General features: G+C 62.5%; 18 protein-coding genes and 2 tRNA genes. 6 read left to right on the top strand and 14 right to left on the bottom strand.

Going from position 1 to position 21844, the window contains the following annotated elements:
* Window positions 1–149 precede the first annotated feature (149 nt).
* From LB557_RS28975 to LB557_RS28965, 3 genes are all read right to left on the bottom strand, one after another.
* Window positions 150–3629, bottom strand: a complete 3480-nt coding sequence (locus LB557_RS28975; RefSeq protein ID WP_224643936.1) for an SPOR domain-containing protein — start codon at window positions 3627–3629, stop codon at window positions 150–152.
* A 103-nt stretch (window positions 3630–3732) separates the two neighbouring features.
* A complete protein-coding gene (gene argS / locus LB557_RS28970) occupies window positions 3733–5490 on the bottom strand; it encodes an arginine--tRNA ligase (RefSeq protein ID WP_140791068.1) in 1758 nt (585 codons plus the stop codon).
* Between the two features lie 60 nt (window positions 5491–5550).
* Window positions 5551–6765 (bottom strand): deoxyguanosinetriphosphate triphosphohydrolase, encoded by a 1215-nt coding sequence (locus LB557_RS28965; RefSeq protein WP_140716620.1) that lies wholly within the window; start codon window positions 6763–6765, stop codon window positions 5551–5553.
* A 76-nt stretch (window positions 6766–6841) separates the two neighbouring features.
* On the opposite strand from LB557_RS28965, the gene erpA reads away from it, so the two are divergent.
* From erpA to LB557_RS28945, 4 genes are read left to right on the top strand one after another with little or no spacing between them, the layout of a single operon-like run.
* Entirely contained in the window at window positions 6842–7189 is a 348-nt protein-coding gene (gene erpA / locus LB557_RS28960) for an iron-sulfur cluster insertion protein ErpA (protein ID WP_140661113.1), read from the top strand.
* Between the two features lie 7 nt (window positions 7190–7196).
* A complete protein-coding gene (locus LB557_RS28955) occupies window positions 7197–7589 on the top strand; it encodes a VOC family protein (protein WP_224643937.1) in 393 nt (130 codons plus the stop codon).
* 7 nt (window positions 7590–7596) lie between these two features.
* Window positions 7597–8394, top strand: a complete 798-nt coding sequence (gene xth, locus LB557_RS28950) for an exodeoxyribonuclease III (RefSeq protein ID WP_140873614.1) — start codon at window positions 7597–7599, stop codon at window positions 8392–8394.
* Window positions 8395–8444: 50 nt separating this feature from the next.
* Window positions 8445–8762: a hypothetical protein gene (locus LB557_RS28945; protein WP_224643938.1), complete on the top strand. Its 318-nt coding sequence runs from the start codon at window positions 8445–8447 to the stop codon at window positions 8760–8762.
* A gap of 23 nt (window positions 8763–8785) precedes the next feature.
* Here the strand turns inward: LB557_RS28945 and LB557_RS28940 are convergent, their stop codons facing one another.
* The 8 genes from LB557_RS28940 to LB557_RS28905 form a co-directional block, all read right to left on the bottom strand.
* Entirely contained in the window at window positions 8786–9634 is an 849-nt protein-coding gene (locus tag LB557_RS28940) for a tetratricopeptide repeat protein (RefSeq protein WP_224643939.1), read from the bottom strand.
* Window positions 9621–11345: a dihydroxy-acid dehydratase gene (gene ilvD, locus LB557_RS28935; protein WP_224643940.1), complete on the bottom strand. Its 1725-nt coding sequence runs from the start codon at window positions 11343–11345 to the stop codon at window positions 9621–9623. Before ilvD ends, LB557_RS28940 begins: the two co-directional genes overlap by 14 nt.
* A 290-nt stretch (window positions 11346–11635) precedes the next feature.
* The gene (locus LB557_RS28930) at window positions 11636–12859 is read right to left on the bottom strand and encodes an OmpP1/FadL family transporter (protein ID WP_224588157.1); all 1224 of its coding nucleotides are present in this window, start codon (window positions 12857–12859) and stop codon (window positions 11636–11638) included.
* Window positions 12860–13218: 359 nt separating this feature from the next.
* Window positions 13219–16002 (bottom strand): valine--tRNA ligase, encoded by a 2784-nt coding sequence (locus LB557_RS28925; RefSeq protein ID WP_224643941.1) that lies wholly within the window; start codon window positions 16000–16002, stop codon window positions 13219–13221.
* A 311-nt stretch (window positions 16003–16313) separates the two neighbouring features.
* Entirely contained in the window at window positions 16314–17138 is an 825-nt protein-coding gene (locus tag LB557_RS28920; RefSeq protein ID WP_224643942.1) for a PopZ family protein, read from the bottom strand.
* A 252-nt stretch (window positions 17139–17390) separates the two neighbouring features.
* A complete protein-coding gene (locus LB557_RS28915) occupies window positions 17391–18776 on the bottom strand; it encodes a TolC family outer membrane protein (protein ID WP_015317517.1) in 1386 nt (461 codons plus the stop codon).
* A gap of 180 nt (window positions 18777–18956) precedes the next feature.
* The gene (locus tag LB557_RS28910) at window positions 18957–19625 is read right to left on the bottom strand and encodes a protein-L-isoaspartate O-methyltransferase family protein (protein ID WP_224643943.1); all 669 of its coding nucleotides are present in this window, start codon (window positions 19623–19625) and stop codon (window positions 18957–18959) included.
* Window positions 19626–19715: 90 nt separating this feature from the next.
* A tRNA-Cys gene (locus LB557_RS28905) sits at window positions 19716–19789 on the bottom strand.
* A 217-nt stretch (window positions 19790–20006) separates the two neighbouring features.
* On the opposite strand from LB557_RS28905, the gene LB557_RS28900 reads away from it, so the two are divergent.
* Entirely contained in the window at window positions 20007–20258 is a 252-nt protein-coding gene (locus LB557_RS28900; protein ID WP_224643944.1) for a hypothetical protein, read from the top strand.
* 47 nt (window positions 20259–20305) lie between these two features.
* Here the strand turns inward: LB557_RS28900 and LB557_RS28895 are convergent, their stop codons facing one another.
* Window positions 20306–20566, bottom strand: coding sequence for a hypothetical protein (locus tag LB557_RS28895; RefSeq protein WP_015317514.1), 261 nt, complete (start codon window positions 20564–20566; stop codon window positions 20306–20308).
* 222 nt (window positions 20567–20788) lie between these two features.
* Between LB557_RS28895 and LB557_RS28890 the strand changes: the two genes are divergently transcribed.
* Window positions 20789–20863, top strand: a tRNA-Asn gene (locus LB557_RS28890).
* A gap of 140 nt (window positions 20864–21003) precedes the next feature.
* Here LB557_RS28890 and LB557_RS28885 read toward each other — a convergent pair.
* Window positions 21004–21303: a DUF982 domain-containing protein gene (locus tag LB557_RS28885; RefSeq protein ID WP_023791605.1), complete on the bottom strand. Its 300-nt coding sequence runs from the start codon at window positions 21301–21303 to the stop codon at window positions 21004–21006.
* A 43-nt stretch (window positions 21304–21346) separates the two neighbouring features.
* Window positions 21347–21799: a hypothetical protein gene (locus tag LB557_RS28880; protein ID WP_015317512.1), complete on the bottom strand. Its 453-nt coding sequence runs from the start codon at window positions 21797–21799 to the stop codon at window positions 21347–21349.
* Between the last annotated feature and the right edge of the window lie 45 nt (window positions 21800–21844).

The raw sequence follows: 21844 nt of genomic DNA, 5'->3' as shown, positions 1-21844 counted from the left end.
GCCCAAGGCCGCCCCGACTTTGAGAGATTGGATCGACGTCTAGAGCATGATGCCGAAAAGTGTGAAACGCTTTTCGGACGACATGCTCTTCTCTTTGATTTAGAGACGGATTCAGATTTCAGGTCGACTCGACCTGAAATCATCCGGCTCTAGCGCGATACGAAGCAGTTGCCGCCCGCGGTCTTGTAGCTGGTGCACAAATTGATCGCATCGTTGCGCGACTGAGCCGGAACGCGCACGCGGTAGAACGTGCCCTTGCCGGCGATCTCGGCCTTGACGATGTTGGCCGTGCGGCCGGAGAGCACGCTGCCGTAGCGGCGCTGCAGGTCCTGGTAGGTCGACTGGGCACTCTCTACCGTCGGCTGAGAAGCGATCTGCATCGACCACGAACCGCTGCCGGTCGCGGTCGAGGCGGGATCGATGGAAGCGACCTGATCTGGCTTGACCTCGCCGACCACGTCGACCGGCTGGTCGGACGGACGCTGCGGCGCGATCGCAACCTTGGCCGGCGTGTTGGCCGACTGCGCCTTGGCTTCAGCCTTGGCAGGCTTGGCCGCGGGCTTCAGAGCCGGCTCATCGTCGGCCTGCGCGGCGGCGGGCGCCACGGTTCCAGTCTGGTCGGTGCCAGGCTGGGCGGTACCGGTCTGGGCGGCGCCAGTCTGGTCAGCGCGAGTCTGGTCGGCGCCAGTCTGGTCGGCCCCGGTCTGATCGGTATTGGCCTGCGCGGCAGGCGCCACATGCTGTGGTGCCGGATCGGTCGGCTCCGCCGCGGCGACCTGGGGTGCGGCCGGTGCCGGATCCTCACGCGCCACCAGCGAGCCGTCGGACTTGACCACCATGGTCCTGACCTTGCGCGGCGCAACGGCAACGACATCGTTGCTGGTGCCCTTGTCGGCTTCCTGCAGGACCTGCGCGATGCGATCCTCCGACTTCGGCGTGGGCGCCGCAATGTTGGCGGGGGCCGCACCAGCGGTCGAGACGTCGCCTGCGCCATCCGTGCCGGCGGCGGCGTTCTGGTCGGGAGAAAGATCGACGGCGCGAGCCGGGTCCTTCGCCTGCACGTCCACCGGCTCCTCGGCGTTGGTGACAAGCTTCTGCTGGACCGGCTCGGCCGGCTTCGCGCCCTTGACCACCGCGTCATAGACCTTGTTGTCCTGGTTCGGCACCACGGTGCCGCCCGGATTTTCCGGCTTGATCTTGATCGGTGAATTATCGGCCTTGACGATCACCGGAGCCTCACTGCCGCCCTTGCCGCCGAAAGACAGCGCAAAGGCGCCAAGGCCGCCCGCGACCGCCACGGCACCGACAATCGCCGCGATGAAGAGGCCGCGTCGGCCGGACGACCGGGCGGCTTCCCGCTCGCCGAGACCCGGAACCGACATCGCTTCGTCCAGTTCGGGATCGTAGTCGAGTTCATCGACGGTGAAATCGTCCGCCTGCGAGATCGGCTGGCTGCCGGGCAGATCATCGAAGCCTTCAGCAGCATCGGCATAGGTCGAGGCCGCCGCCGCGCGGGCAGGCATTTCCGCCGGCCGTGCCGCATAGGTCCGCGCTTCCGGCTGATAGGCCGGCCTGGATTCTTCGTATCCCGGATTGACCGCCTCATATTCCGGAGTGACCGCGTCATATCCCGGATTGGCCGCACCGTATCCCGGATTGGCCGCGCCGTATCCCGGATTGAACCCGGCATTGTAGGATTCATCCGCATAGGCGGCGCTGCTGGCAGAAGCAGGCGCGACCTCCACCGAATTCATTTCAGTCAGAAGGCTGGCGAATTCGGCGTCGAGATCGTCATAACCGGATGCTACCGGCTCATCATCCTCGAAATGCAATTCTGGAATGTCGAGATCGTCGGCCAGCGCCACGACGCGCTCCGGCACATCGACCGTCTCGACATCGGGCATCTCTTCGTAACGCGACGACTGCTGCGCCTGCGGTGCCGACGGAGCCACGTAGGGAGCGGCTGCAACCGGCTCGGCCGGATGGTAGGACGGCACCGCGGCCATTTCCGGTGCTGCCGTCCAGGCCGCCATCGGGGCGGCAGGCTGCGCGGCAAATGCCGGCTGTTGGGGAACCGGTGTCACGCGGCTCCACGAACGGGCCGGCTCCGACGGCGCGGAGCGTTCCGCCAGCCAATCGAGCGAATCAGCTTGATCCTGCGGGGAAGCTGTTTCGTCACGCGGGTCGACGCCCTTGGCCCGGGTGGCGTCGATGGTGTCATTGTCGAAATCGACATCGCCCTGTTCAGCGGTCTCCGAGCCGAAATCATGGTCCCGAAGCTCATCGAGCAGCAGGTCGTCGAGGTCAACGTCGGCGGCATGGGCGGAACCGGACTGATGCACATCCTCGGACGCTGCTTCATCGAGATCCCAGTCGAGATCACCAACAAGATCGACAGGTTCCTCCGCAGCCTTTGCATTCGCGACGAGTGGCGGCTGAACAGGCGCGGCGGCCGGCTGGGGCACGACCGGCTGAGCCATGGCCGGCTCCCTGGCCGACGGCAGCGTGCGCGCGGTCATGGCGCCAAGAAGCGCGTTCAACTCGTCTTCGAGGCTTCGTTCGTCCGTGATGGGCGCCTGCACTGGCGACGCGATGGCTGCCGCCGCCATCGGCTGCGCGGGAGCCGCTGCGATTTCGGCGACGGGCTCTTCGGCGGGCTCGGCAAACGCCTCGTCCAAATCCAGGTCGAAAGCATCATCCGAAATGGCTTCAGCGCCTGGAATCTCGTCCTTCGTGCCGATGACATCGGCAAGCAACTCATGTGCTCGCGGCTCCTCAAAAGCCTCTTGCTCATCGGCCTGAACGTCAAAATCCACGTCGACATCGGCCATGGCATCGTCGAACTGACCAACGAAATCCTCGCCGGAGATCGACTGGGTCTCATCCGCGGCGGCCGGCGCCGGCTCTGGATATTCGGCAGCAGCCACTTGGCGCTGATCCGCCGAATGGTCGTCGAGCATCAGCTCGTCCTCGAGCGAGATCGCAACGGCATCGTCGAATTCTTGATCGGAAGCCGGCTCGGCCGCCGCCGGCACTTCTGCAACCGGCGATTCAACGGCATACCGGGGCTCGGCGGCCTCGTCCTCGATATGGAAATCCCGGTCGAGGGAAGCGGCAAGCTCGTCTTCCATCGGCAGATCGTCGTCGAAGGCCGAAACGTCTTCGAGCGAGCTGGCCACGGCCGAGCTTGCCACGGCATTGTCGAAATCGGAGTCGACGGCAGGCTCGACGGACTGCACGGCTTCCGCGGCGCCGGCATGGCTGGCGGCCACCGTCCGGTCATCGGTCCCAGCCATGTCCAGGTGAAAATCGTCATCAAGCGACAGCGCGAGATCGTCATCCGACACATCGATTGCCACCGGCTCGAATGCCGGCTCATGAGCCTCGACAAGCGGAGCGGCGACGCTGTCGACAGCGTCGAATTCGCCCATCAGTTCCTTCTCGAGATCGATATCGAAATCGCCCTCTTCCGCAGCCTGATCGGCGACCATGGCTTTCGGCTCGGCCGGCGCCTGCGGCTTGACCGGCTGGCGGGGGTCGAATCCCATGATCCTGGTCAGTTCCGCGAACGGATCATCGGCGGCGATGTCGTTGTTGTCGGCTACTCTCAGCTGGGTTCTGTCTGCCATTATTGTTCCCGAACTCGCACTCATTCGGACGCCATGGACGTCGCGCAGGGTTGGCCCTTACCAGCGCAATGTGGGCAAAAGGTGACAGGTTTTTTAGTCAAACCTAACGCATTTCGGTGGGCGCGGCGGCCCCGATCAACGTCAGGCCGGACGTCAGAACATCCGAAACAGCCTGCACCAGCCCTAGTCTGGCATGCGTCAATTGTCGGTCGTTAACCTTAACAAAACGTAAGTCCGGATTATCCGTACCCCGGTTCCAGTGTCCATGGAAACTGGAAGCCAGATCATAAAGATAGAATGCCAGCCGATGCGGCTCGAGCGCAAGAGCGGCGGACTCGATCAGGCGCGGATATTCCGCAAGCTTCCTGATCAAGCCGATTTCACCTTCGTCGGTCAACGACGTTGACGCTGCCGCCAGGCTGTTGCGGTCGAAATTCGCCTCGCCCAATTGTTCGCTCGCCTGCCGGAACACCGAATGGCAGCGCGCCGAGGCGTACTGCACGTAAAACACCGGATTGTCCTTGGACTGTTCGGTCACCTTGGCGAAATCGAAATCGAGCGGCGCATCGTTCTTGCGATAAAGCATCATGAAGCGGATCGGATCGCGTCCGACTTCTTCCACCACCTCGCGCAGCGTCACGAAGTCACCGGACCGTTTCGACATCCGCACCGGCTCGCCATCGCGAAACAGCTTGACGAGATTGCACAGGAGAACGGTGAGCTTGACGTCGTCGCCGGCAATGGCCCGCGCCAAGGCTTCCAGGCGCTTGACGTAGCCGCCATGGTCGGCGCCGAGAACATAGATCAGGTCGACGAAGCCGCGGTCGACCTTGTCCTTGAGATAAGCCACGTCGGCCGCGAAATAGGTGAACGAGCCGTCGGACTTGACCAGCGCCCGATCCATGTCGTCGCCGACGGCGGTCGACCGGAACAGCGTCTGTTCGCGGTCTTCCCAGTCGTCCGGCTTCTCGCCCTTGGGCGGCGGCAGCTTGCCCTTGTAGATATGGCCCTTCAGCGTCAGGTCGTTGATCGCCGAGCGGATCTTCCTGGCATTGTCAGCATGCAGCGTGCGTTCGGAGAAGAACACGTCGTGATGCACGTTGAGCAGTGCAAGGTCCTCGCGGATCATCACCATCATCGCATCTATGGTGCGATCCTTGACGATGGCCAATGCCTCGTCATCAGGCATCTGCAGCAAGGAACGGCCAAACTCCCTGACCAGAGCCTCGCCGACGGAGACCAGATAGTCGCCGGGATAAAGTCCTGCCGGAATCTCGCCAATATCGTCGCCAAGCGCCTCGCGATAGCGCAACATCGCCGAGCGCCCGAGCACGTCGATCTGCGACCCGGCGTCGTTGATGACATATTCCTTGGTCACGTCGTAACCGGCGAACGCCATCAGGTTGGCGAGCGCATCCCCGACGACGGCGCCCCGGCAATGGCCGACATGCATCGGCCCGGTCGGATTGGCCGAGACATATTCGACATTGGTTTTGCGGCCGGCGCCGATCGTCGAGCGGCCGTAGTTGGGACCCTCGCCCAAAAGCGCCGACAGATGCGCCTGCCAGAAACCGTCCCGGAGCCTGAGATTGACGAAGCCGGGACCGGCGACCTCGGCGGCGGCGACATCCTGGTCGGCCCGCAGGGCGTCCGCCAATCTCTCGGCCAGCGCGCGCGGGTTCTGTCCGGTTGGCTTGGCCAGCACCATCGCCGCATTGGTCGCGAGATCGCCATGGCTGGCGTCGCGCGGCGGCTCGACGGCGATGCGCGACAGATCAGGCGAAACGCCGTCCTGGTCCTTCAGGTCTAGCGCTTCGACAGCCTTTGTGACTCGCGCGGTGAAATCGGCGAAGATGTTCATGGTGTATGCTCGGTGGCTTTATGACGAATCCGGCCCTTTGGCCGGCAAATCGAGCCCGCCCTAGCTCAAATCCGGGGTGCGGTCAAACAAACGCCTGTGTTCCTTGAGCGCGTAGGTGTCGGTCATGCCGGCCAGGAAATCGGCGACGCTGCGCGCTTTGATGCGATCCTCGGCGCGGTCCAGCCCTTCGCGCCAGCCGTCCGGCATGGCGCGCGGGTCGGCAAAATAGACGTCGAACAGGTCCCGGACGATCTGCTCGGCGTCCGCACGCACCCGCATGACCTCCTCGTGCCGGTAGAGGTGCTTGTAGAGGAAGGCCTTCAGTTCCTTCTCGGCTTCCGCCATTTCGATCGAAAATGTTACCATCGTTTCGCCCGCCGCCCTCACCGCGTCAGCGCTCAGCGGCCTGATCCGCTCCAGATTGGCGGTGGTCGACTTGATCACATCCTCGACCATGGCCGTGATCTGGCGCCGCATCAATTCGTGGCCGGTGCGCACGTCATCAAGCCTGGGATAGCGCTCGCGCACAGCTTTCAGGATCGTTCCAGGCAGCGAAACGGCCTTCAGCATGTCAAGCGTCAGCAGCCCTGACCTCAGCCCATCATCGATATCATGCGTGTTGTAGGCAATGTCGTCGGCAATCGCCGCGCACTGCGCTTCGATGCCGGCGAACCGGTCGAGCTCGAGATCCTGCAGTTGCGAGTAGTCGCGGATCGCCTGCGGTACCGGCCCTTTCAGGCCTTGGCCGCTACTGTCGGTGAGCGGACCATTGTGCTTGACCAGGCCTTCCAGCGTTTCCCAGCTCAGATTGAGCCCGTCAAATTCAGCGTAGCGCGCCTCCAGCCTGGTCACGATGCGCAGCGATTGTGCGTTGTGGTCGAAGCCGCCCCACGCCGCCATCTTTTCGTTCAGCGCGTCCTCGCCTGTGTGGCCAAAAGGCGTGTGGCCGAAATCATGCACCAGCGCCACCGCTTCGGCGAGATCCTCGTCGCCGCGCAGCGCCCGGGCCAAGGCACGTGCGATCTGCGCCACCTCGATCGAATGGGTCAGCCTTGTGCGGTAGTGGTCGCCTTCGTGCGCGATGAAGACCTGCGTCTTGTGCTTGAGCCGCCGAAACGCCGTCGAATGGATGATCCGGTCGCGGTCACGCTGGAACGGTGTGCGGGTCGGACTTTCCACCTCGTCGAACAGACGGCCCCGCGAACGTGCGGGATCCGTGGCGTAGGCCGCGCGCGGCCGGTAGCCAAAACCGATGTCGCCAAGCTCATTTGTCATGGCTGATGCTGCCGCAGTTGACTTGCCCCGTCGCGCTTCATACCTATCATGTGAAACCGAAAGCAAGGTGACGCCCATGGGCGCGGATGCCAAGACTGCCATGAAAGTCGATATGACCGAGGCCGCGGCCAAGCGGATCGCCAGGATTGTTTCGGCCGAAGCCGGCAAGACGGCGCTGCGTGTGTCCGTCGAAGGTGGCGGCTGCTCCGGCTTTTCCTACAAATTCGATCTGGTCGACACACGCAATGACGACGACGTCGCCATCGAGAAGGATGGCGCCACGGTGCTGATCGACGACATGTCGCTGGTCTATATGGGTGGCTCGGTGATCGATTTCGTCGACGATCTGATGGGACAGTCGTTCCAGATCAGGAACCCGAATGCGGTCGCCTCCTGCGGCTGCGGCACCAGCTTCTCCATCTAGGACCGAGATGCCCGCAACTGGCGCGGTTCGTCAGGTTGCGCTCTCAGCCGGTCGCGACCTCGACGCGACGCTGGCCTTTTGGCGCGACGTCCTCGGCATGAGCATTCATGCCCGCTACGATCCGCCCGGCATCGCCTTCATCATGGCCGGCGATGTCAGGCTGTTGTTTACCGACGGCATCCCGGCCGGCACCCTCTATCTCGACATGTCAGGCCTCGAAGCCTTCCACGCCGAGGCCAAGGCAGCCGGCATCCCCTTCACCGCGCCACCGGCGCTCGTCCATCGCGACACCGAGGGCCAGTTCGGCCCGGCGGGGGAAAGCGAATGGATGGCCTTTATAAAGGACCCGGCAGGCAATACGATCGGTTTGGTCGAACGCCGTCCGCCGCAGGAACAATGAGACCGTCATGAAAATCGTCACCTGGAACATCAACGGCGTGCGCGCCCGCATCGGCAACCTGACCCATTGGCTGACCGAGAGCGCGCCCGACATCGTCTGCCTGCAGGAGATCAAGACGGTCGACGAGCAGTTCCCGCGTGCCGAGATCGAGGCGCTTGGCTATAATGTCGAAACCCATGGCCAGAAGGGCTTCAACGGTGTCGCCCTGCTGTCGAAGCTTCCTTTCGACGAGGTCATCAGGGGCCTGCCGGGCGACGACATCGACGAGCAGGCCCGTTTCATCGAGGGTGTTTTTTCCACCGACAAGGGCGCGCTTCGTGTCGCCTCGCTCTATCTGCCCAACGGCAACCCGATCGATGACGAGAAGAAGTTCCCCTACAAGCTGTCGTGGATGGCGCGGCTGGAGCGGTGGGCGCAGGAGCGCCTGAGGCTGGAAGAGGCGCTGGTGCTGGCCGGCGACTACAATGTCATCCCCGAGCCCATCGACGCGCGGTTTCCGGAGAACTGGCTGGACGACGCGCTGTTCCAGCCGCGGACGCGGCAGGCCTTCCGCCGGCTGCTGAACCTCGGCTTCACCGAAGCGGTGCGCGCGGTCACCGATGCGCCTGATACCTACACGTTCTGGGATTATCAGGCCGGCGCCTGGCAGAAGAACAACGGCATCCGCATCGACCATCTGCTGTTGTCGCCGGAAGCCGCAAACCGGTTCTCATCGGCTTCGATCGAAAAACATGTGCGCGCCTGGGAAAAACCGTCCGATCACGTCCCGGTAGCGATCAACCTCGCGCTGCAGCCGGCCGGATAACCAGAGAAACCCTCATATTGCCACATTCCGACGCATGATGGGAGATCATCATGGCGGCCGGGGTTCCCATGACCATTCGATTTGCCCTTTGTCCGATCGGCTTGGCACTCGCCACGGCCGCGATCGTGCCGGCCTTCGCCGCGCAGGAATGTCTTGCCAATGGAAAATCCTATCCGATCGGCCAGGTCGCCTGCCTGACGGTTGCCGATCAAAGTCATTTGGCTCGCTGCGACATGGTGCTCAACAACACGTCGTGGACAAAGGTCGGCGATAGCTGCCCCGCAAACACGATGGCGCCGCACCTGCACGTCACGCCGATCTCCACACCCGCGCCAAGCATGGTGCCGACCGAACCAACCGAAAACTGATTTTCCGGTTCCTCGAAAGAACCTTACTGATCGGCGTTGCTGCCCTTGGTCAGGATATCGTCCGCCAGCGAGATCGCCGTGCGACGGTCGGCCTCGCCGGCAGCGGCGAAGGCCTCTTCCTGCATGCCGCGAATCCAGGGCTGATCGGCCGGGGAAGCACGCTCGAGGGCCGCTGTCATCATCGCCAGGCCGCGCACGACCTTGCCGCTCTGGAACAACAGATGGCCAAGCGTCGCCTGCGCGCCGGCATGGCCCTTCTCGGCGGCGAGTTGGAACCAGCGCCCGGCCTGCTTGACGCTGGCCTTCACGCCGCCTTCGCCCTTCAGGAACATCTGCCCCATCTCGAACTGGGCGTTCGGATTGCGGTAGTTGGCGGCGGCGCGCATGTAGTATTCCTGCGCCGCCACCTCGTTCTCGCTGACCGGGCTGCCGGGAATGCCCTTGCGCAGATAGTCGCCCAGCGCCACCAGCGCGTCGGAGACGTAACTTTCTTCCGGAGAGCCGGGCTCGACGTCCTGGTCTACGATCTCCGAGAAGAACTTGAACGCCTCATAATCGTCGCGGGCCACGCCGTCGCCTTCGGCATACATGCGCGCAAGTTTCCAGGTGGCGCCGATCTGGCCGTTTTCGGCGGCGTATTTATAGGCCTCGGCCGCCTGTTCCTTGTGGCCGTTCTTGTAGGCGGAGAAGCCGAACTGGAACACCGCCCAGGGACTCGACTGCGGCTTCACGCCGGTCTTGTCGTCGAACACCTTGTCGTCGAAAGCCATGGCCTGGCCCACGGCGCCAAAGATCGCAACCGCGACCAGTGCCGGAAGGACAGATGACCTCAGCAACTCTGGTGTTGACTTCAACAACTCAGATATCCGCATAGCAGTGTGTTTCTTTCGCACCGCCCGGATGGGTGACCGCGCCATCCCTGGCGGACCCTACCGTCTGTGCGTATTTCCATATCGCGCCCGACTGATAGTCGGTCGTACGTGCCTTCCATGTCTTCGCCCGAGCCGCCAGCTCGCTATCGGACAGCGCCACCTCGATCGTGCCCTTCACCGCGTCGATCGTAATCACGTCGCCATCCCTGACGAGACCGATCGGACCACCAACCGCAGCTTCCGGCCCGACATGGCCGATGCAGAAGCCGCGTGTGGCGCCCGAGAAGCGACCGTCGGTGATCAATGCCACCTTGCCGCCCATGCCCTGGCCGTAGAGCGCCGCCGTCGTCGACAGCATCTCGCGCATGCCAGGACCGCCGCGCGGTCCCTCATAGCGGATGACCAGAACCTCGCCTTCCCGGTAGTTGCGATGCGTCACCGCTTCGAAACATTCCTCTTCCGAATCGAAGCAGCGCGCCGGACCGGAGAATTTCAACTCCGCCATGCCCGCGACCTTCACGATCGCGCCTTCGGGGGCAAGGTTTCCCTTCAAGCCCACGACACCGCCGGTTTGGGTAATAGGTCTGTCGGCCGGGCGGACCACATCCTGGTGTTCATTCCAGGTAACGTGCTCCATATTTTCGGCCAAAGTGCGGCCAGTGACCGTCAGGCAATCGCCATGCAGATAGCCATGGTCGAGCAGCGTCTTCATCAGCAGCGGAATGCCGCCGGCCTCGAACATGTCCTTGGCTACATATTTGCCGCCCGGCTTGAGGTCGGCGATGTAAGGCGTCTTCTCGAAGATGCGCGCCACGTCGAACAGGTCGAATTTCAGCCCCGCCTCATGAGCGATCGCCGGCAGGTGCAGTGCCGCATTGGTCGAGCCGCCGGTGGCCGAAACCACGGTCGCGGCGTTTTCCAGCGCCTTCAGCGTGACGATGTCGCGTGGCCGGATGTTTTTGGCGATGAGCTCCATGATTTTTTCGCCGGAAGCGAAATTGAAGCGGTCGCGCATTTCGTAAGGCGCCGGCGCGCCGCAGGAATAAGGCAGCGCGAGGCCGATCGCCTCGGCGACCGTGGCCATGGTGTTGGCGGTGAACTGGGCGCCGCAGGAACCGGCCGATGGACAGGCCACCTGTTCTATTTCAAGCAACTCGGCATCGCCGATCGTGCCAACCGAGTGCTGGCCGACCGCTTCAAACACATCCTGCACGGTGATCTGACGGCCGCGATAGCTGCCGGGCAGGATCGAACCGCCATAAATGAAGATCGACGGCACGTTGAGCCGCACCATGGCCATCATCATGCCGGGCAGCGACTTGTCGCAGCCGGCGAGCCCGACCAGCGCATCGTAGCAATGGCCGCGCATGGTGAGCTCGACCGAATCGGCGATGACCTCGCGCGACACCAGCGACGACTTCATGCCCTGGTGGCCCATCGCGATGCCGTCGGTGACGGTGATGGTGCAGAATTCGCGCGGCGTGCCGTTGGCGGCGGCCACGCCCTTCTTGACCACCTGCGCCTGGCGCATCAGCGAGATGTTGCAGGGTGCCGCTTCGTTCCAGCAGGAGGCGACGCCGACCAGCGGCTGCGCGATCTCGGCCGCCGAGAGGCCCATGGCATAGAGATAGGACCGGTGCGGCGCACGCGCCGGACCGACAGTCACATGGCGGCTAGGGAGCTTAGCCTTTGAGATGACCTTGGCGTCCATTCTCATCCTTGCCGCGGGCGGTGCGGCCTGTCCCATCGCCGAGCCTTTTGGCGCGTGTCCCGAGACAAGATCGAGGTGCGCCGGGTTTATGGCGGGAAATGGGCAATTTCCTCGACCTGACTTCTAGCGCAGGGGTTGTTCAGGAAGTGTTGCTGAAACGTCACAATTGCACGAGGCGGCCACAGTGCGACTTATATGCAACGCAGCTTGGATGACGGCGCCGCCGATAAACCCGGCTAAAACGTAAAAGGCCGGGCAATGCCCGGCCTTTTATTATAGTTTTCAGAGATTTAGAACTTGATCTTGATTCCACCCGATAGCGCCGTGACCAGATCGTTGCCGAAGTCGTAGCTGGCGTCTTCGCCAGCAACGTAGCCGTTTTCTCCAGCCAACGTGCCGGAATGGCCGCTGGTCAGGACGCCAACCGCACCCGCCAGACGTACTTCGATATTAGGCCGAGGCGTATAAGCAACGCCGCCGCCCAGCGTCCAAGTATCGGTCTGCGCGCCGTAACCATGCGAGGTGCCACGATCCCAGGAAAGCTGACCGGCAGCGCTCCACTGATCGTTAAACTTGTGACCGACACCGCCGGTGACGGTCCAGCCGTCGCGATACATCAGGTCGAGTGAGGTGACTGCACCCGGGGAACCGGTAAAGCAAGACGCGGATGGAACAAAACGAGTCGGGCAGATCGGAACGCTTTGCAGCACACTCCAATTGACCCACTTGATCGAGCCGAAGGCAAGCCAGCCGGGTGCGATGCCAGACTGAAGTTTCAACTCCAACGAGTCTGGCATGTATTGCGTCGAGCCATAAATCGGCTCAGACCCAAGTGGCGTCGTGAGTGTGCCGGTGATGTTGTCAAGTTTGACCTGGGAATTGTAGACCAAGCTCGCGCGAAGAGCGATATCGGGGATTTCGTATGCAACGCCGGCTCGCCAGCCCCATCCATTGGCCTCCAGGTCGACGCGGCCAATCGGTGACGGCCCAATTGGATTGAAACCAACCAGGCTCTCCTTGAAGCCTGAAATATCCTGGTAGAACACGCCGCCGATAAAACGGAGTTGGCCCTTGCCGACATCGAACTTGTAGGAGCAGGTACCAGCGTAGTTATTGCTCTTGATATCCGTTTCGACGTTGGAAAACGCGCCATTCCAAGACGTACCAGGCGCTGTGTGGGCACCCCACGGCTGTGAATAGTCGACCATGCAGTCGACTCCCTGCACGACCTGCACCTTCGCCCCGATACGGGGTACCCAATAGCCCTCGGCGCCATCCGCCGTCGAACCGAGAAAATTGAAGCCACCCGGACCCGTCGCATTCTTGTACTTGCGATCCGGCATCACATAGGTCGCTTCGGCTTCAGTCGCGAACGGCGCCGGATCGAACAACAGGTCGATGTCGTAGCCGCCGCGCTCCAGGCCGCCTGCATGCGCCGGATGGATAACCGAGCCCGCCAAAGCCAGCGAAAAGCATCCTGCTCCCAGCAGTGCTTTCAGACGCAAATTGTTCATGGATGTCCTCCCCGAATAACTAGTGCATCAAGCTAGAACCAATTCAGGTTAACGGTGCAACAACGAATTGATTGGCGTACATGTACATGTTCCCGCAACGTATTTTGGACAAAATGCGAGCGGATGCCGCGGCGCCAAAAAAGGGCCTTTGGCGAGGTTTGCCTTTCCTAAAAAAGGAAAAAAACGGCCAGAAAGGCCCAAAAGAAGCCGATTTAAGGGGTCTTCGGCCCCATTGTTACATTATGGCAACAATGGGGCAAAAACTTCCGTTTACGTCAACATTAACGCAACGGAATGCCGATTTTCGAGGCAAAAGACTACCCATTTTAGGGGGTGCTAAAGTCTCGCGAATCTGCCTTTCAGCCGGCGTCACGAACCCTGGTCAACGCCACCGAAAGCTTGTCCTGCGCGGCGCGATATTCGGCGAGCTTTTCCCGCTCGCCTTCCACGATCTCGGCCGGCGCGCTGGCGACGAATTTCTCATTCGACAGCTTCTTGTGCAGGCGCGCGATTTCCTCGGTCACCTTGACCAGTTCCTTCTGCAGCCGCCCGGCCTCCGCGGTGAGGTCGATCAGGCTGCCAAGGGGCAGGCAGATCGTCGCCTCGTTGAGCACGATCTGTGCCGACCCCTTGGGTGCCGCATCGGCAAGCGAGATGTCGCCGACACGCGCCAGCCGCTTGATCGCCGACTCCTCGCGAACCAGCCGCTCGCGCGTCACATCGTTGGCGCCGACCACCGCCAGCGGCGCAATGGCTGCCGGCGGCACGTTCATCTCCGAGCGGACCGAGCGGATGCCGGAGACGAGATCGACCAGCCAGTTGATGTCGCCAGCCGCTTCATGGTCCTCGAAATCCGGCGACGGCCATGCGGCATGACACAGCAGCGAGTCCCGATCCCTGCCCTCGCCCGCCGTCTGAGCCCAGAGCTCCTCGGTCATGAACGGCATCATCGGATGCAGGAGCTTGTAGATCTCGTCGAGCACGAAGGCGACGCAGGCGCGGCTTTCGGCCTTGGCGGCCTCGTCCGAGCCCATGAACACCGGCTTCAACAGTTCCAGATACCAGTCGCAGAACAGGTTCCAGACGAAGCGGTAGGCGGCTCCAGCCGCCTCGTTGAAGCGATACGAGGTGATGCCGTCGGTGACCTCGCGCGCGGCGCGTGTCAGTTCGGTCAGGATCCAGCGGTTGACCGCCAGCTTGGCGTCGTTCAGCCAGAAATCGTCATTGCGCGCGACTTCGTTCATCTCGGCGAAACGCGTCGCGTTCCACAGCTTGGTGCCGAAATTGCGGTAGCCGGCGATACGCGCCGGATCGAGCTTAACATCGCGCCCTTGGGCAGCCATCACCGTTAGGGTGAAACGCAGCGCATCGGCGCCATATTCGTCGATCAGGTCGAGCGGATCGATGACGTTGCCTTTCGACTTCGACATCTTGGCGCCGTTCTTGTCGCGCACCAGCGCATGCATATAAACGGTGTGGAACGGCTCCTCGCCCATGAAGTGGAGGCCCATCATCATCATGCGGGCGACCCAGAAGAAGATAAGATCGAAGCCGGTCACCAGCACATCGGTCTGGTAATAAGTCTTCAGCTCCGGCGTCTGCTCCGGCCAGCCCAGCGTCGAGAAAGGCCACAGCGCCGACGAGAACCAGGTGTCGAGCACATCCTCGTCGCGGGTCAGGATCTCGCCCGGCTTGAAGTTCTCGAGCTTGTCCTCGACCCAGGCCTTCCATGGCCCTTCCAGCGCCAGATAATATTCGATGGCGGCGCTCAGCGCCTCTTCCTCGGTCTTCTCGACGAAGACACGTCCATCTGGCCCGTACCAGGCCGGAATCTGGTGACCCCACCAGAGCTGGCGCGAAATACACCAGGGTTCGATATTCTCCATCCACTGGAAGTAGGTCTTGTCCCAGCTGTTGGGGATTATTTTGGTGCGCCCCTCGCGCACCGAGGCGATCGCCGGCTTGGCGAGCTCGGCGGCATTGGCGTACCACTGCTCGGTCAGGAACGGTTCGATCGGCACGCCGCCGCGGTCGCCATGCGGCACCGCATGGCGGTGCGGCTCGACCTTGTCGAGAAAGCCGCCGGCCTCCATCAGCTCGACGATCTTCTTGCGCGCAACGAAACGGTCGAGGCCGTCGAGTTCGTCCCAGACGGCCTGGCGCTCCGGCGTCACCTCGACGCCGGCGAGGAAGTCCTCATTATCCCTGAGCTTGATGGCGGCTTCGACGGTCAGGATGTTGATCGCCGGCAGCTTGTGGCGCTTGCCGACCTCGAAGTCGTTGAAATCATGCGCCGGCGTGATCTTGACCGCTCCGGACCCCTTTTCCGGGTCGGAATACTCGTCGGCCACGACAGGAATCTTGCGCCCGACGATCGGCAGGACGACATTCCTGCCGACGAGATGCTGGAACCGGTCGTCCTCTGGATTCACCGCGACAGCCGTGTCGCCCAGCATTGTCTCGGGACGAGTCGTCGCCACGATGACGAAGGTTTTTGGATTCTCGGGATCGAACGCAACGCCTTCGACCGGATAGCGGAAGTGCCAAAGATTGCCGTTGACCTCCTGCTGCTCGACCTCGAGGTCGGAGATCGCGGTCAGCAGTTTCGGGTCCCAGTTCACAAGGCGCTTGTCCTTGTAGATCAGCCCTTCCTTGTAGAGCGTGACGAAGACTTCGAGCACGGCCTTGGACAGGCCTTCATCCATGGTGAAGCGTTCGCGCGACCAGTCGGCGGAAGCGCCGAGACGTTTCAGCTGGTTGAAGATCGCGCCGCCCGATTCGGCCTTCCACTCCCACACTTTCTCGATGAATTCTTCGCGGGTGAGATCGCGGCGGTGGATCTGCTTCTCCATCAATTGCCGCTCGACCACCATCTGCGTGGCGATGCCGGCATGGTCCATGCCGGGCTGCCACAAGACGTTCTTGCCACGCATGCGCTCGAAGCGGACCAGAATGTCCTGCAGCGTGTTGTTGAGCGCATGGCCCATATGCAGCGAGCCGGTGACGTTGGGCGGCGGAATGACGATGGTGAAGGCCTCGGCCCCCTCCTCCGCCCCAGCGCCGGCGCGAAACGCGTCGGCTTCCTCCCACACCTTGGCGATCTTCGGCTCGACGGTTTTTGCGTCGTAGGTCTTTTCAAGCATGGGAAAACGGTCCGCGCTGTCGGGAATTTTGCTGGTTCGGTGTAAATCGGAAGGTCTTGGCCAAGTCAACCGCGAGGGACGGCTGGGCTCATCACAAGCAGATAGGCGTCGGCCTATTCATTTCAACGGACGGGCCCTGGGCGTCTTGACGCCAATCGATCGCTGGACGAGCCCCGGGGCTCGCGCACCTTCATTGTCAGCGACTCCGACGGCAAGTTGATCGCCTTCGCCAGTTCGCTGACCGGCGGTTGACCTCGCCACCACGAGAAACGCCTCGGCGGCGGCCTTTCTTCGGGATGCAAGCCTGGACGTTATTGCGCTCCGCGTGCCACGCGCTCGATCTCTTCTCGCACCAGCCTTTCGACTAGCGTCGGCAGATTGTTGTCCAGCCAATCCTGCAGCATCGGCCGCAGCATTTCTTCGGCCATCTCGTCGAATGTCTTCTTGCTGCGGCTGGCAAAAGCGTCGGACAGTTCGCCGAAGGCGGCCGCGACCTGGCGGCCGGTATGTTCGGATAGAATCGCGGGACGCACCGCGGGCGTTTCGTTCGTCGCCGCGCGCGCCTCACCCGTACCCGTTGGAGCATCGATTGAAGGAGCCGGGTCGATCGTAGGTTCCGCCGCCACTGGTTTGCTTGCCGAAACCTCTGGCTGTGCCGCTGGCCTGCGGACGCTCCGGTCCGGCATCGCCTTGGCTTGCTCGCCAACCGCCGCGATCTCGCGCCGCCAATCGGCGACGATGGCTTCACTTGTCGCAACCTCCGCGGGAGCCGCTGGCGCGTCGGCGGCAGGCTCGGCGGCAACCCGGGCGCTGACCTCGGCCAGTGTCATCGGCGTCCTGCCCGGAACTGGACCGGCACGCGGCGGCGCGTCCATGCGCGCAATCGCCGGCTGCGCCTGGATTGTTTCGGTCACAGCGACCGGCTTCCTGACCTCGGGAGCGGCATGCAGTTCGGCGCGGAACGCATCGATGTCGGCGGCCGCGACAGTGCTCGCTGCCGGCTCCAGGTCCTGCTGCAATTCGTCGGCCTCGCCGGGCTGCTTGCGGCCATTGTCGCTGTCTTCGATGATCCTCCTGATGGAAGCCAGTATCTCTTCCATGGAAGGTTCGCGCTGTGCGCTGCTTGCCGTTGCCATCGTCACATCCGCCGCCCTTGTGACCCGTTGCAGATTTCCGCTCCGGCAAAAGCCGGATTCGAATCATGGCGACAGCGTAACCGACGGATCGCCGCACGAGAATCCCCAATCTGGGGACATGTGGGATTTCAACAGATTAGAGCAAATCCGCCAAAGCCGTGTGACGGTCCCGTCAGCTACCGACCAAGGGAGAACGATGGTCCAACGGTGTCGATCGAATCCTAGCCAGAAAACGCCGATCGAGCGAACGGCCTAGCGGCCGTCCGGCGTGCGCAGGCCGATCCACTTGTCCTTGACGGCATTATAGTGCTCTTCGGGCCTGTACTTCGTCACCTGCAGCGCAAGCCGGTCGACAGACAGGCGGCCAATCGCCTGAAGGATGGCATAGCTCGCCACGACCACGTCGTGTTCGGAATTGGCCTGGTTGATCTTGGCGGTAATCACGGTGGCCTGCGCATTGAGTACGTCAAGCGTCGTGCGCTGGCCGACATTGCGTTCCTCGATGACGCCGTTCAGCGCCAATTGTGCGGCGTCGATAACCTGCCTGTTGGCGGATACGCTTTGCTGCGCGGCGGTGTATTGCGACCATGCCGTGGCGATGGCCTGGCGCACCTGGTCGCGGGTAACGTCGACCTGGATGCGTGCTTGCCCCAGCGATTCCTTGTTCTGCCGCACGACCGCCGACGTCCGGCCGCCGGAGTAGATTGGAATGGTCAGCGTCGCGCCGATGTTGGCCGAGGTCGAATTGCCGTTGGAACCGGTGATGTCGGGAATGGACTTGCGGTAATCTTCCGAAACGCCGGCCGAAGCCGACAGCTGCGGCAACAGCGCGCCTTCAGCCGATTTGACTGAAAACGCTGCGGCGTCGACCAGATGCTGAGTGGCAAGGATGGCCGGGTGTTCGGCCGAGCCGACGGCGATCGCCGCGTCGAGGCTCGACGGCAGCAACCGGCCCAATGGCGAAGCGGGCCTGAGCTTGCCAGGCTCGTCGCCGACGACCTGGTGATAGGTCGCAGCGCTGGCCAGCGCCTGTGCGCGGGCCGCGCTCAGCGATGCCACCGCGGACGCTCGTGAGGCATCGGCCTGCGCGACATCGGTGCGCGTGCCTTCGCCGACTTCGAAGCGCGAGCGCGCGGCGCGCGCCTGCTCGCTCAGGAACTGCAGGTTCTGCTCGGTCAGCACCGCGATCTGCCGGTCGCGAATCACGTCCATATAGGCCATGGCCGCGTTGAACAGCGTGTTTTCCTCGGTATTGCGCAGGCTTTCCACCGACGCCTTGACCTGGGATTCGGCGGCCGCGACATTGTTCCTCGTCTGAAACCCGTCGAACAGCGATTGATTGATCTGAATGCCGTAGCTGCCGCTTGTCAGTTTCGAACTGCCGCCGCCATTTGCCCGGCGCGTGTTCGTATAATCGATGTTGGCTGAACCTGTAACCGTCGGCCGCCAGCCCGACTTGGCGATGGCCACACTCTCGTCGGTGACACGCACGCCGGCGCGCGATGCATTCAGCGTGGAATTGTACTGATAGGCTTTTGAAAGCGCGCCGGTGATGGTTTCAGCCGAAGCAGCCAGTGGGGATAGCGCGGTCGCCGAAACAAGGACGGCGGTGAAAAGTGACTTGCGTACTGACGGCACGGTGTATCCCTCATTCGTTTTCCATGGGAACCGCGCCGCGCCGGCTTCTCCTTCCAGAGCAGGCGGCGTGGCGTGTTTATGTTCCCTGTCGCTCAGCCCAAAGTGCCCCCAGTCTGGGATCAGCAACGATCGTTCAAATGCAAGCGACCATGACAAGGTCTTTGCTGCAAGGCAAATCATTCAGAATTCGAAAGCATGCTCACGTTCGAACCCGGGTAGTGGCTTAATTGCCGCATTAAACGCCCTTCTCCCGGTTACAACCCCCCCGGCTTTGACAAAAAGTCGCGCCACGCCTGAATTGCCCTGGCCCTCGACCGCCACCAGGCGGCCGCCTTCGGCGAGTTGGTCGAGCAGCGCCGACGGCACTTTACTGACACTGCCGCCGATGAAGATGACCTCGTAAGGCGCCTTCGCGGCATGGCCTTGCGCCAGGGCGCCCTGAACCACGGTCACATTGCCGCAGCCAAGCCCGGACAGGGTCGACGCGGCGGTTTGCGCCAGTGCCGAATCGCTTTCGAGCGCCACGACGGATCTCGCCAGGCGCGACAGGATGGCCGAGGCATAACCGGTGCCGCAACCGACATCGAGCGTCGAGTCGGTCGGGTTGATCTCGGCCAGTTGCATCAGCTTGGCCAGTGGCGAAGCTTCCATCAGGTAACGCGGGCCATCGGCGCTATCGGCGATGCGGATGTCCTCGTCGATATAGGCCAGATCGCGCTGGCGATCGCCGACGAAAACCTCGCGCGGCACGGAAAGCATCGCGTCGAGCAGCGGCGCGCTGGTCACGTCGGTGGTGCGAACCTGACCATCGACCATCTTGACGCGAAGTTCGGAAAAATCAGCGCTCATGCTCCAACCAATCTGCTTGCCGCGCCAGAATCGCGGTTCATTTCGACCGGAACTTCAGGCTCCGGCGCTGACGCGCTGGAGCCCGGGTATTGGAGGCCTCGCCCGGAATCGAACCGGGGTGCAAGGATTTGCAGTCCTCTGCGTAACCACTCCGCCACGAGGCCTCATTGCTCCCGGCGTTCCACCCGGTTCCAATAGGTTGCGGCGAAAATGCCGTCAAGCGGCCACACGCATTCCAAAACGGTTTCCTTGCGCCGGCTCCGCGCCCTGTTAGATCGCCGTCGGAGCCGCCCACTCACATTGGCAATCCGTTAAGCATGGCAAATGATCGAGCGAAACTCCGCGCACCGGCTTGCGTTGAGAAACAGGGAGGACTGCATCATGGCCCTGGCCAAACCGAAGGACGAAACGCACGAAACCGAAAGCGTGCCGCTGCTGGGATGCGAGGAATTGGTGCGCTATGCCATCGAGTGCCTGAGAGTAGAAGGCACTGGCAGGCTTTCACCCCGCGACCGGGCGCGCCTGGCCTCGGCTTCAGCAGTCCTGAAGGAGATCAGCGAAGATCTGAAGGCAGGCCAGCAACCGAATTCGGAGGAATCCGGCACCAGCACGGAGAAACAGCGCGACGATTGATTCTCGTCGAAGGCGACCGCCATGCGACATGCATCGGTATCGGCCGCTCAATTCGGCCGGCGTCGCCGCTCCCACCAGACGACCAGGCGGCGCCGGTGGCGGCGCACCATGGCAATTTCGTAGGAGAGCACCAGCAATCCGAGCGGCACCATCCAGAAGCCGAGGATCGGCAAGAACCCGAGGATGCCGCCAAGGGTCAATAGCACGCCGATCGTGATTCTGAGGCCGCGCGACTGCGGCATGGTGAATTCACGCCCGAACACCGAGATCTTTCTTGCGGGTATCGGGTTTTCGTCCGCTGCCGTCATCGTGAAGAACTGCCTGTGTTAGGGCTCGACAATCTCATTTTACGAAAGCCGCGACCGCCCTTTCGGTTCCGCGCTCGTCGCCAAGACGGCTAATATGAGGGTGGGCAAGGCCGATTGCGAGAAACGCCTGAGCGAAAAAGTCTCGGAAAAATGCGAAATGCTTCTTTGCAAAGCCGAAACGGGTTTGCTATAGGCTGCGCCACTTGCTCAAAGAGCCTCCGTTCCCCGGTAGCTCAGTGGTAGAGCAACCGGCTGTTAACCGGTTGGTCGCTGGTTCGAATCCGGCCCGGGGAGCCAATTTCTCAAAAGACCTCTCTGCCTGCCATCGTCGGCACCACGCGACATAGTGGGGTTCGCCGTGGCTGTGACCCGTCCTGCTAACCCGTAGGGACTGCGGGCAGCGACACCTTTAGGCAGTGCCGCTGCCGTTGTCGCAGCTAGGCGGCCACCCCACCGCGGCCAGATTTGGTGCCGCTCATCCAAGGCAGCGGAGCAAGCGGCTCCTGCAGCATCTTGACGGACCTCGCGAACCCAGCGACGGCATCGCGCGCGACCGAGAGTGGTATCTGGCCATCGTAAGCACGCTGGCAAGCCCGGAAGGCCGTTTCGAAAATCGGGCCTCGACGCTCCCGCGGCCACTCATCCAGGAAATCGAATGCATCCTCAAGGCTTCCTATTTCTTGGATGAACTGGCCATCCTTGACCAGCACTGGTCGATCGAACGTCCTGTCGCTCATATAGTCCTCCATTCGGTCGAGCGAGTTGGTCTGCTTCAGCTTTTTACGCGACGGCATGCTCAGGCTCCGCGAACATGCCGCCATCCCCACACCTGGGTGGGACACCGGCATATGCCGGAACCGGCGGCGGATCATCGTCGTCGTCATCTCGCCAGGGGTACCGCAGCCAGTTGCGCCTGGTTTTGTTGCGACGCTGGTCTGAGGACGGACTGCGATCAAACGGTGCCCTGGCCGTCGGCTTGCGCGCAATCTCGTCCAGGGTGTGGAGCGCACGAAGAATCTCGCTGACCTGCGCCATCGCACCGTTGTCCAATTGACGCAGGGTTGGATTGTCAGGAACCGCATGGGCGTCCGAGGCCCAGAAGGCGAGCAGAGCCCTCTTCTCGCCGATCGTCATGTTCTCGTTCAGGACGTCCTCGGGCGTACGCAGCGCAGCGAATTCCGCTGCGTAATCCGTCGGTTTGGATTCATGAAAACTGTAAGCTTGGAATCTCATCTCCGTTCTCCGCGATCTGTGCCTCCCGGCCGAGCCGGGAGGCGG

The sequence above is a fragment of the Mesorhizobium sp. BR115XR7A genome (genome assembly GCF_020165315.1).
In the GTDB taxonomy this organism is placed as follows: Bacteria; Pseudomonadota; Alphaproteobacteria; order Rhizobiales; family Rhizobiaceae; genus Mesorhizobium; species Mesorhizobium australicum.
This window is presented reverse-complemented; position numbering and strand designations above follow the sequence as displayed.

Bases quoted from the DNA above. Each gene is read 5' to 3' on its own strand.
- LB557_RS28920 (WP_224643942.1), bottom strand. From the start codon at position 17,138: ATGGCAACGGCAAGCAGCGCACAGCGCGAACCTTCCATGGAAGAGATA.
- LB557_RS28975 (WP_224643936.1), bottom strand. From the start codon at position 3,629: ATGGCAGACAGAACCCAGCTGAGAGTAGCCGACAACAACGACATCGCC.
- LB557_RS28955 (WP_224643937.1), top strand. From the start codon at position 7,197: ATGCCCGCAACTGGCGCGGTTCGTCAGGTTGCGCTCTCAGCCGGTCGC.
- LB557_RS28930 (WP_224588157.1), bottom strand. From the start codon at position 12,859: ATGAACAATTTGCGTCTGAAAGCACTGCTGGGAGCAGGATGCTTTTCG.
- LB557_RS28945 (WP_224643938.1), top strand. From the start codon at position 8,445: ATGGCGGCCGGGGTTCCCATGACCATTCGATTTGCCCTTTGTCCGATC.
- LB557_RS28885 (WP_023791605.1), bottom strand. From the start codon at position 21,303: ATGAGCGACAGGACGTTCGATCGACCAGTGCTGGTCAAGGATGGCCAG.
- argS (WP_140791068.1), bottom strand. From the start codon at position 5,490: ATGAACATCTTCGCCGATTTCACCGCGCGAGTCACAAAGGCTGTCGAA.
- ilvD (WP_224643940.1), bottom strand. From the start codon at position 11,345: ATGGACGCCAAGGTCATCTCAAAGGCTAAGCTCCCTAGCCGCCATGTG.
- xth (WP_140873614.1), top strand. From the start codon at position 7,597: ATGAAAATCGTCACCTGGAACATCAACGGCGTGCGCGCCCGCATCGGC.
- LB557_RS28925 (WP_224643941.1), bottom strand. From the start codon at position 16,002: ATGCTTGAAAAGACCTACGACGCAAAAACCGTCGAGCCGAAGATCGCC.
- LB557_RS28880 (WP_015317512.1), bottom strand. From the start codon at position 21,799: ATGAGATTCCAAGCTTACAGTTTTCATGAATCCAAACCGACGGATTAC.
- LB557_RS28965 (WP_140716620.1), bottom strand. From the start codon at position 6,765: ATGACAAATGAGCTTGGCGACATCGGTTTTGGCTACCGGCCGCGCGCG.
- LB557_RS28910 (WP_224643943.1), bottom strand. From the start codon at position 19,625: ATGAGCGCTGATTTTTCCGAACTTCGCGTCAAGATGGTCGATGGTCAG.
- LB557_RS28940 (WP_224643939.1), bottom strand. From the start codon at position 9,634: ATGCGGATATCTGAGTTGTTGAAGTCAACACCAGAGTTGCTGAGGTCA.
- LB557_RS28900 (WP_224643944.1), top strand. From the start codon at position 20,007: ATGGCCCTGGCCAAACCGAAGGACGAAACGCACGAAACCGAAAGCGTG.
- erpA (WP_140661113.1), top strand. From the start codon at position 6,842: ATGGGCGCGGATGCCAAGACTGCCATGAAAGTCGATATGACCGAGGCC.
- LB557_RS28895 (WP_015317514.1), bottom strand. From the start codon at position 20,566: ATGACGGCAGCGGACGAAAACCCGATACCCGCAAGAAAGATCTCGGTG.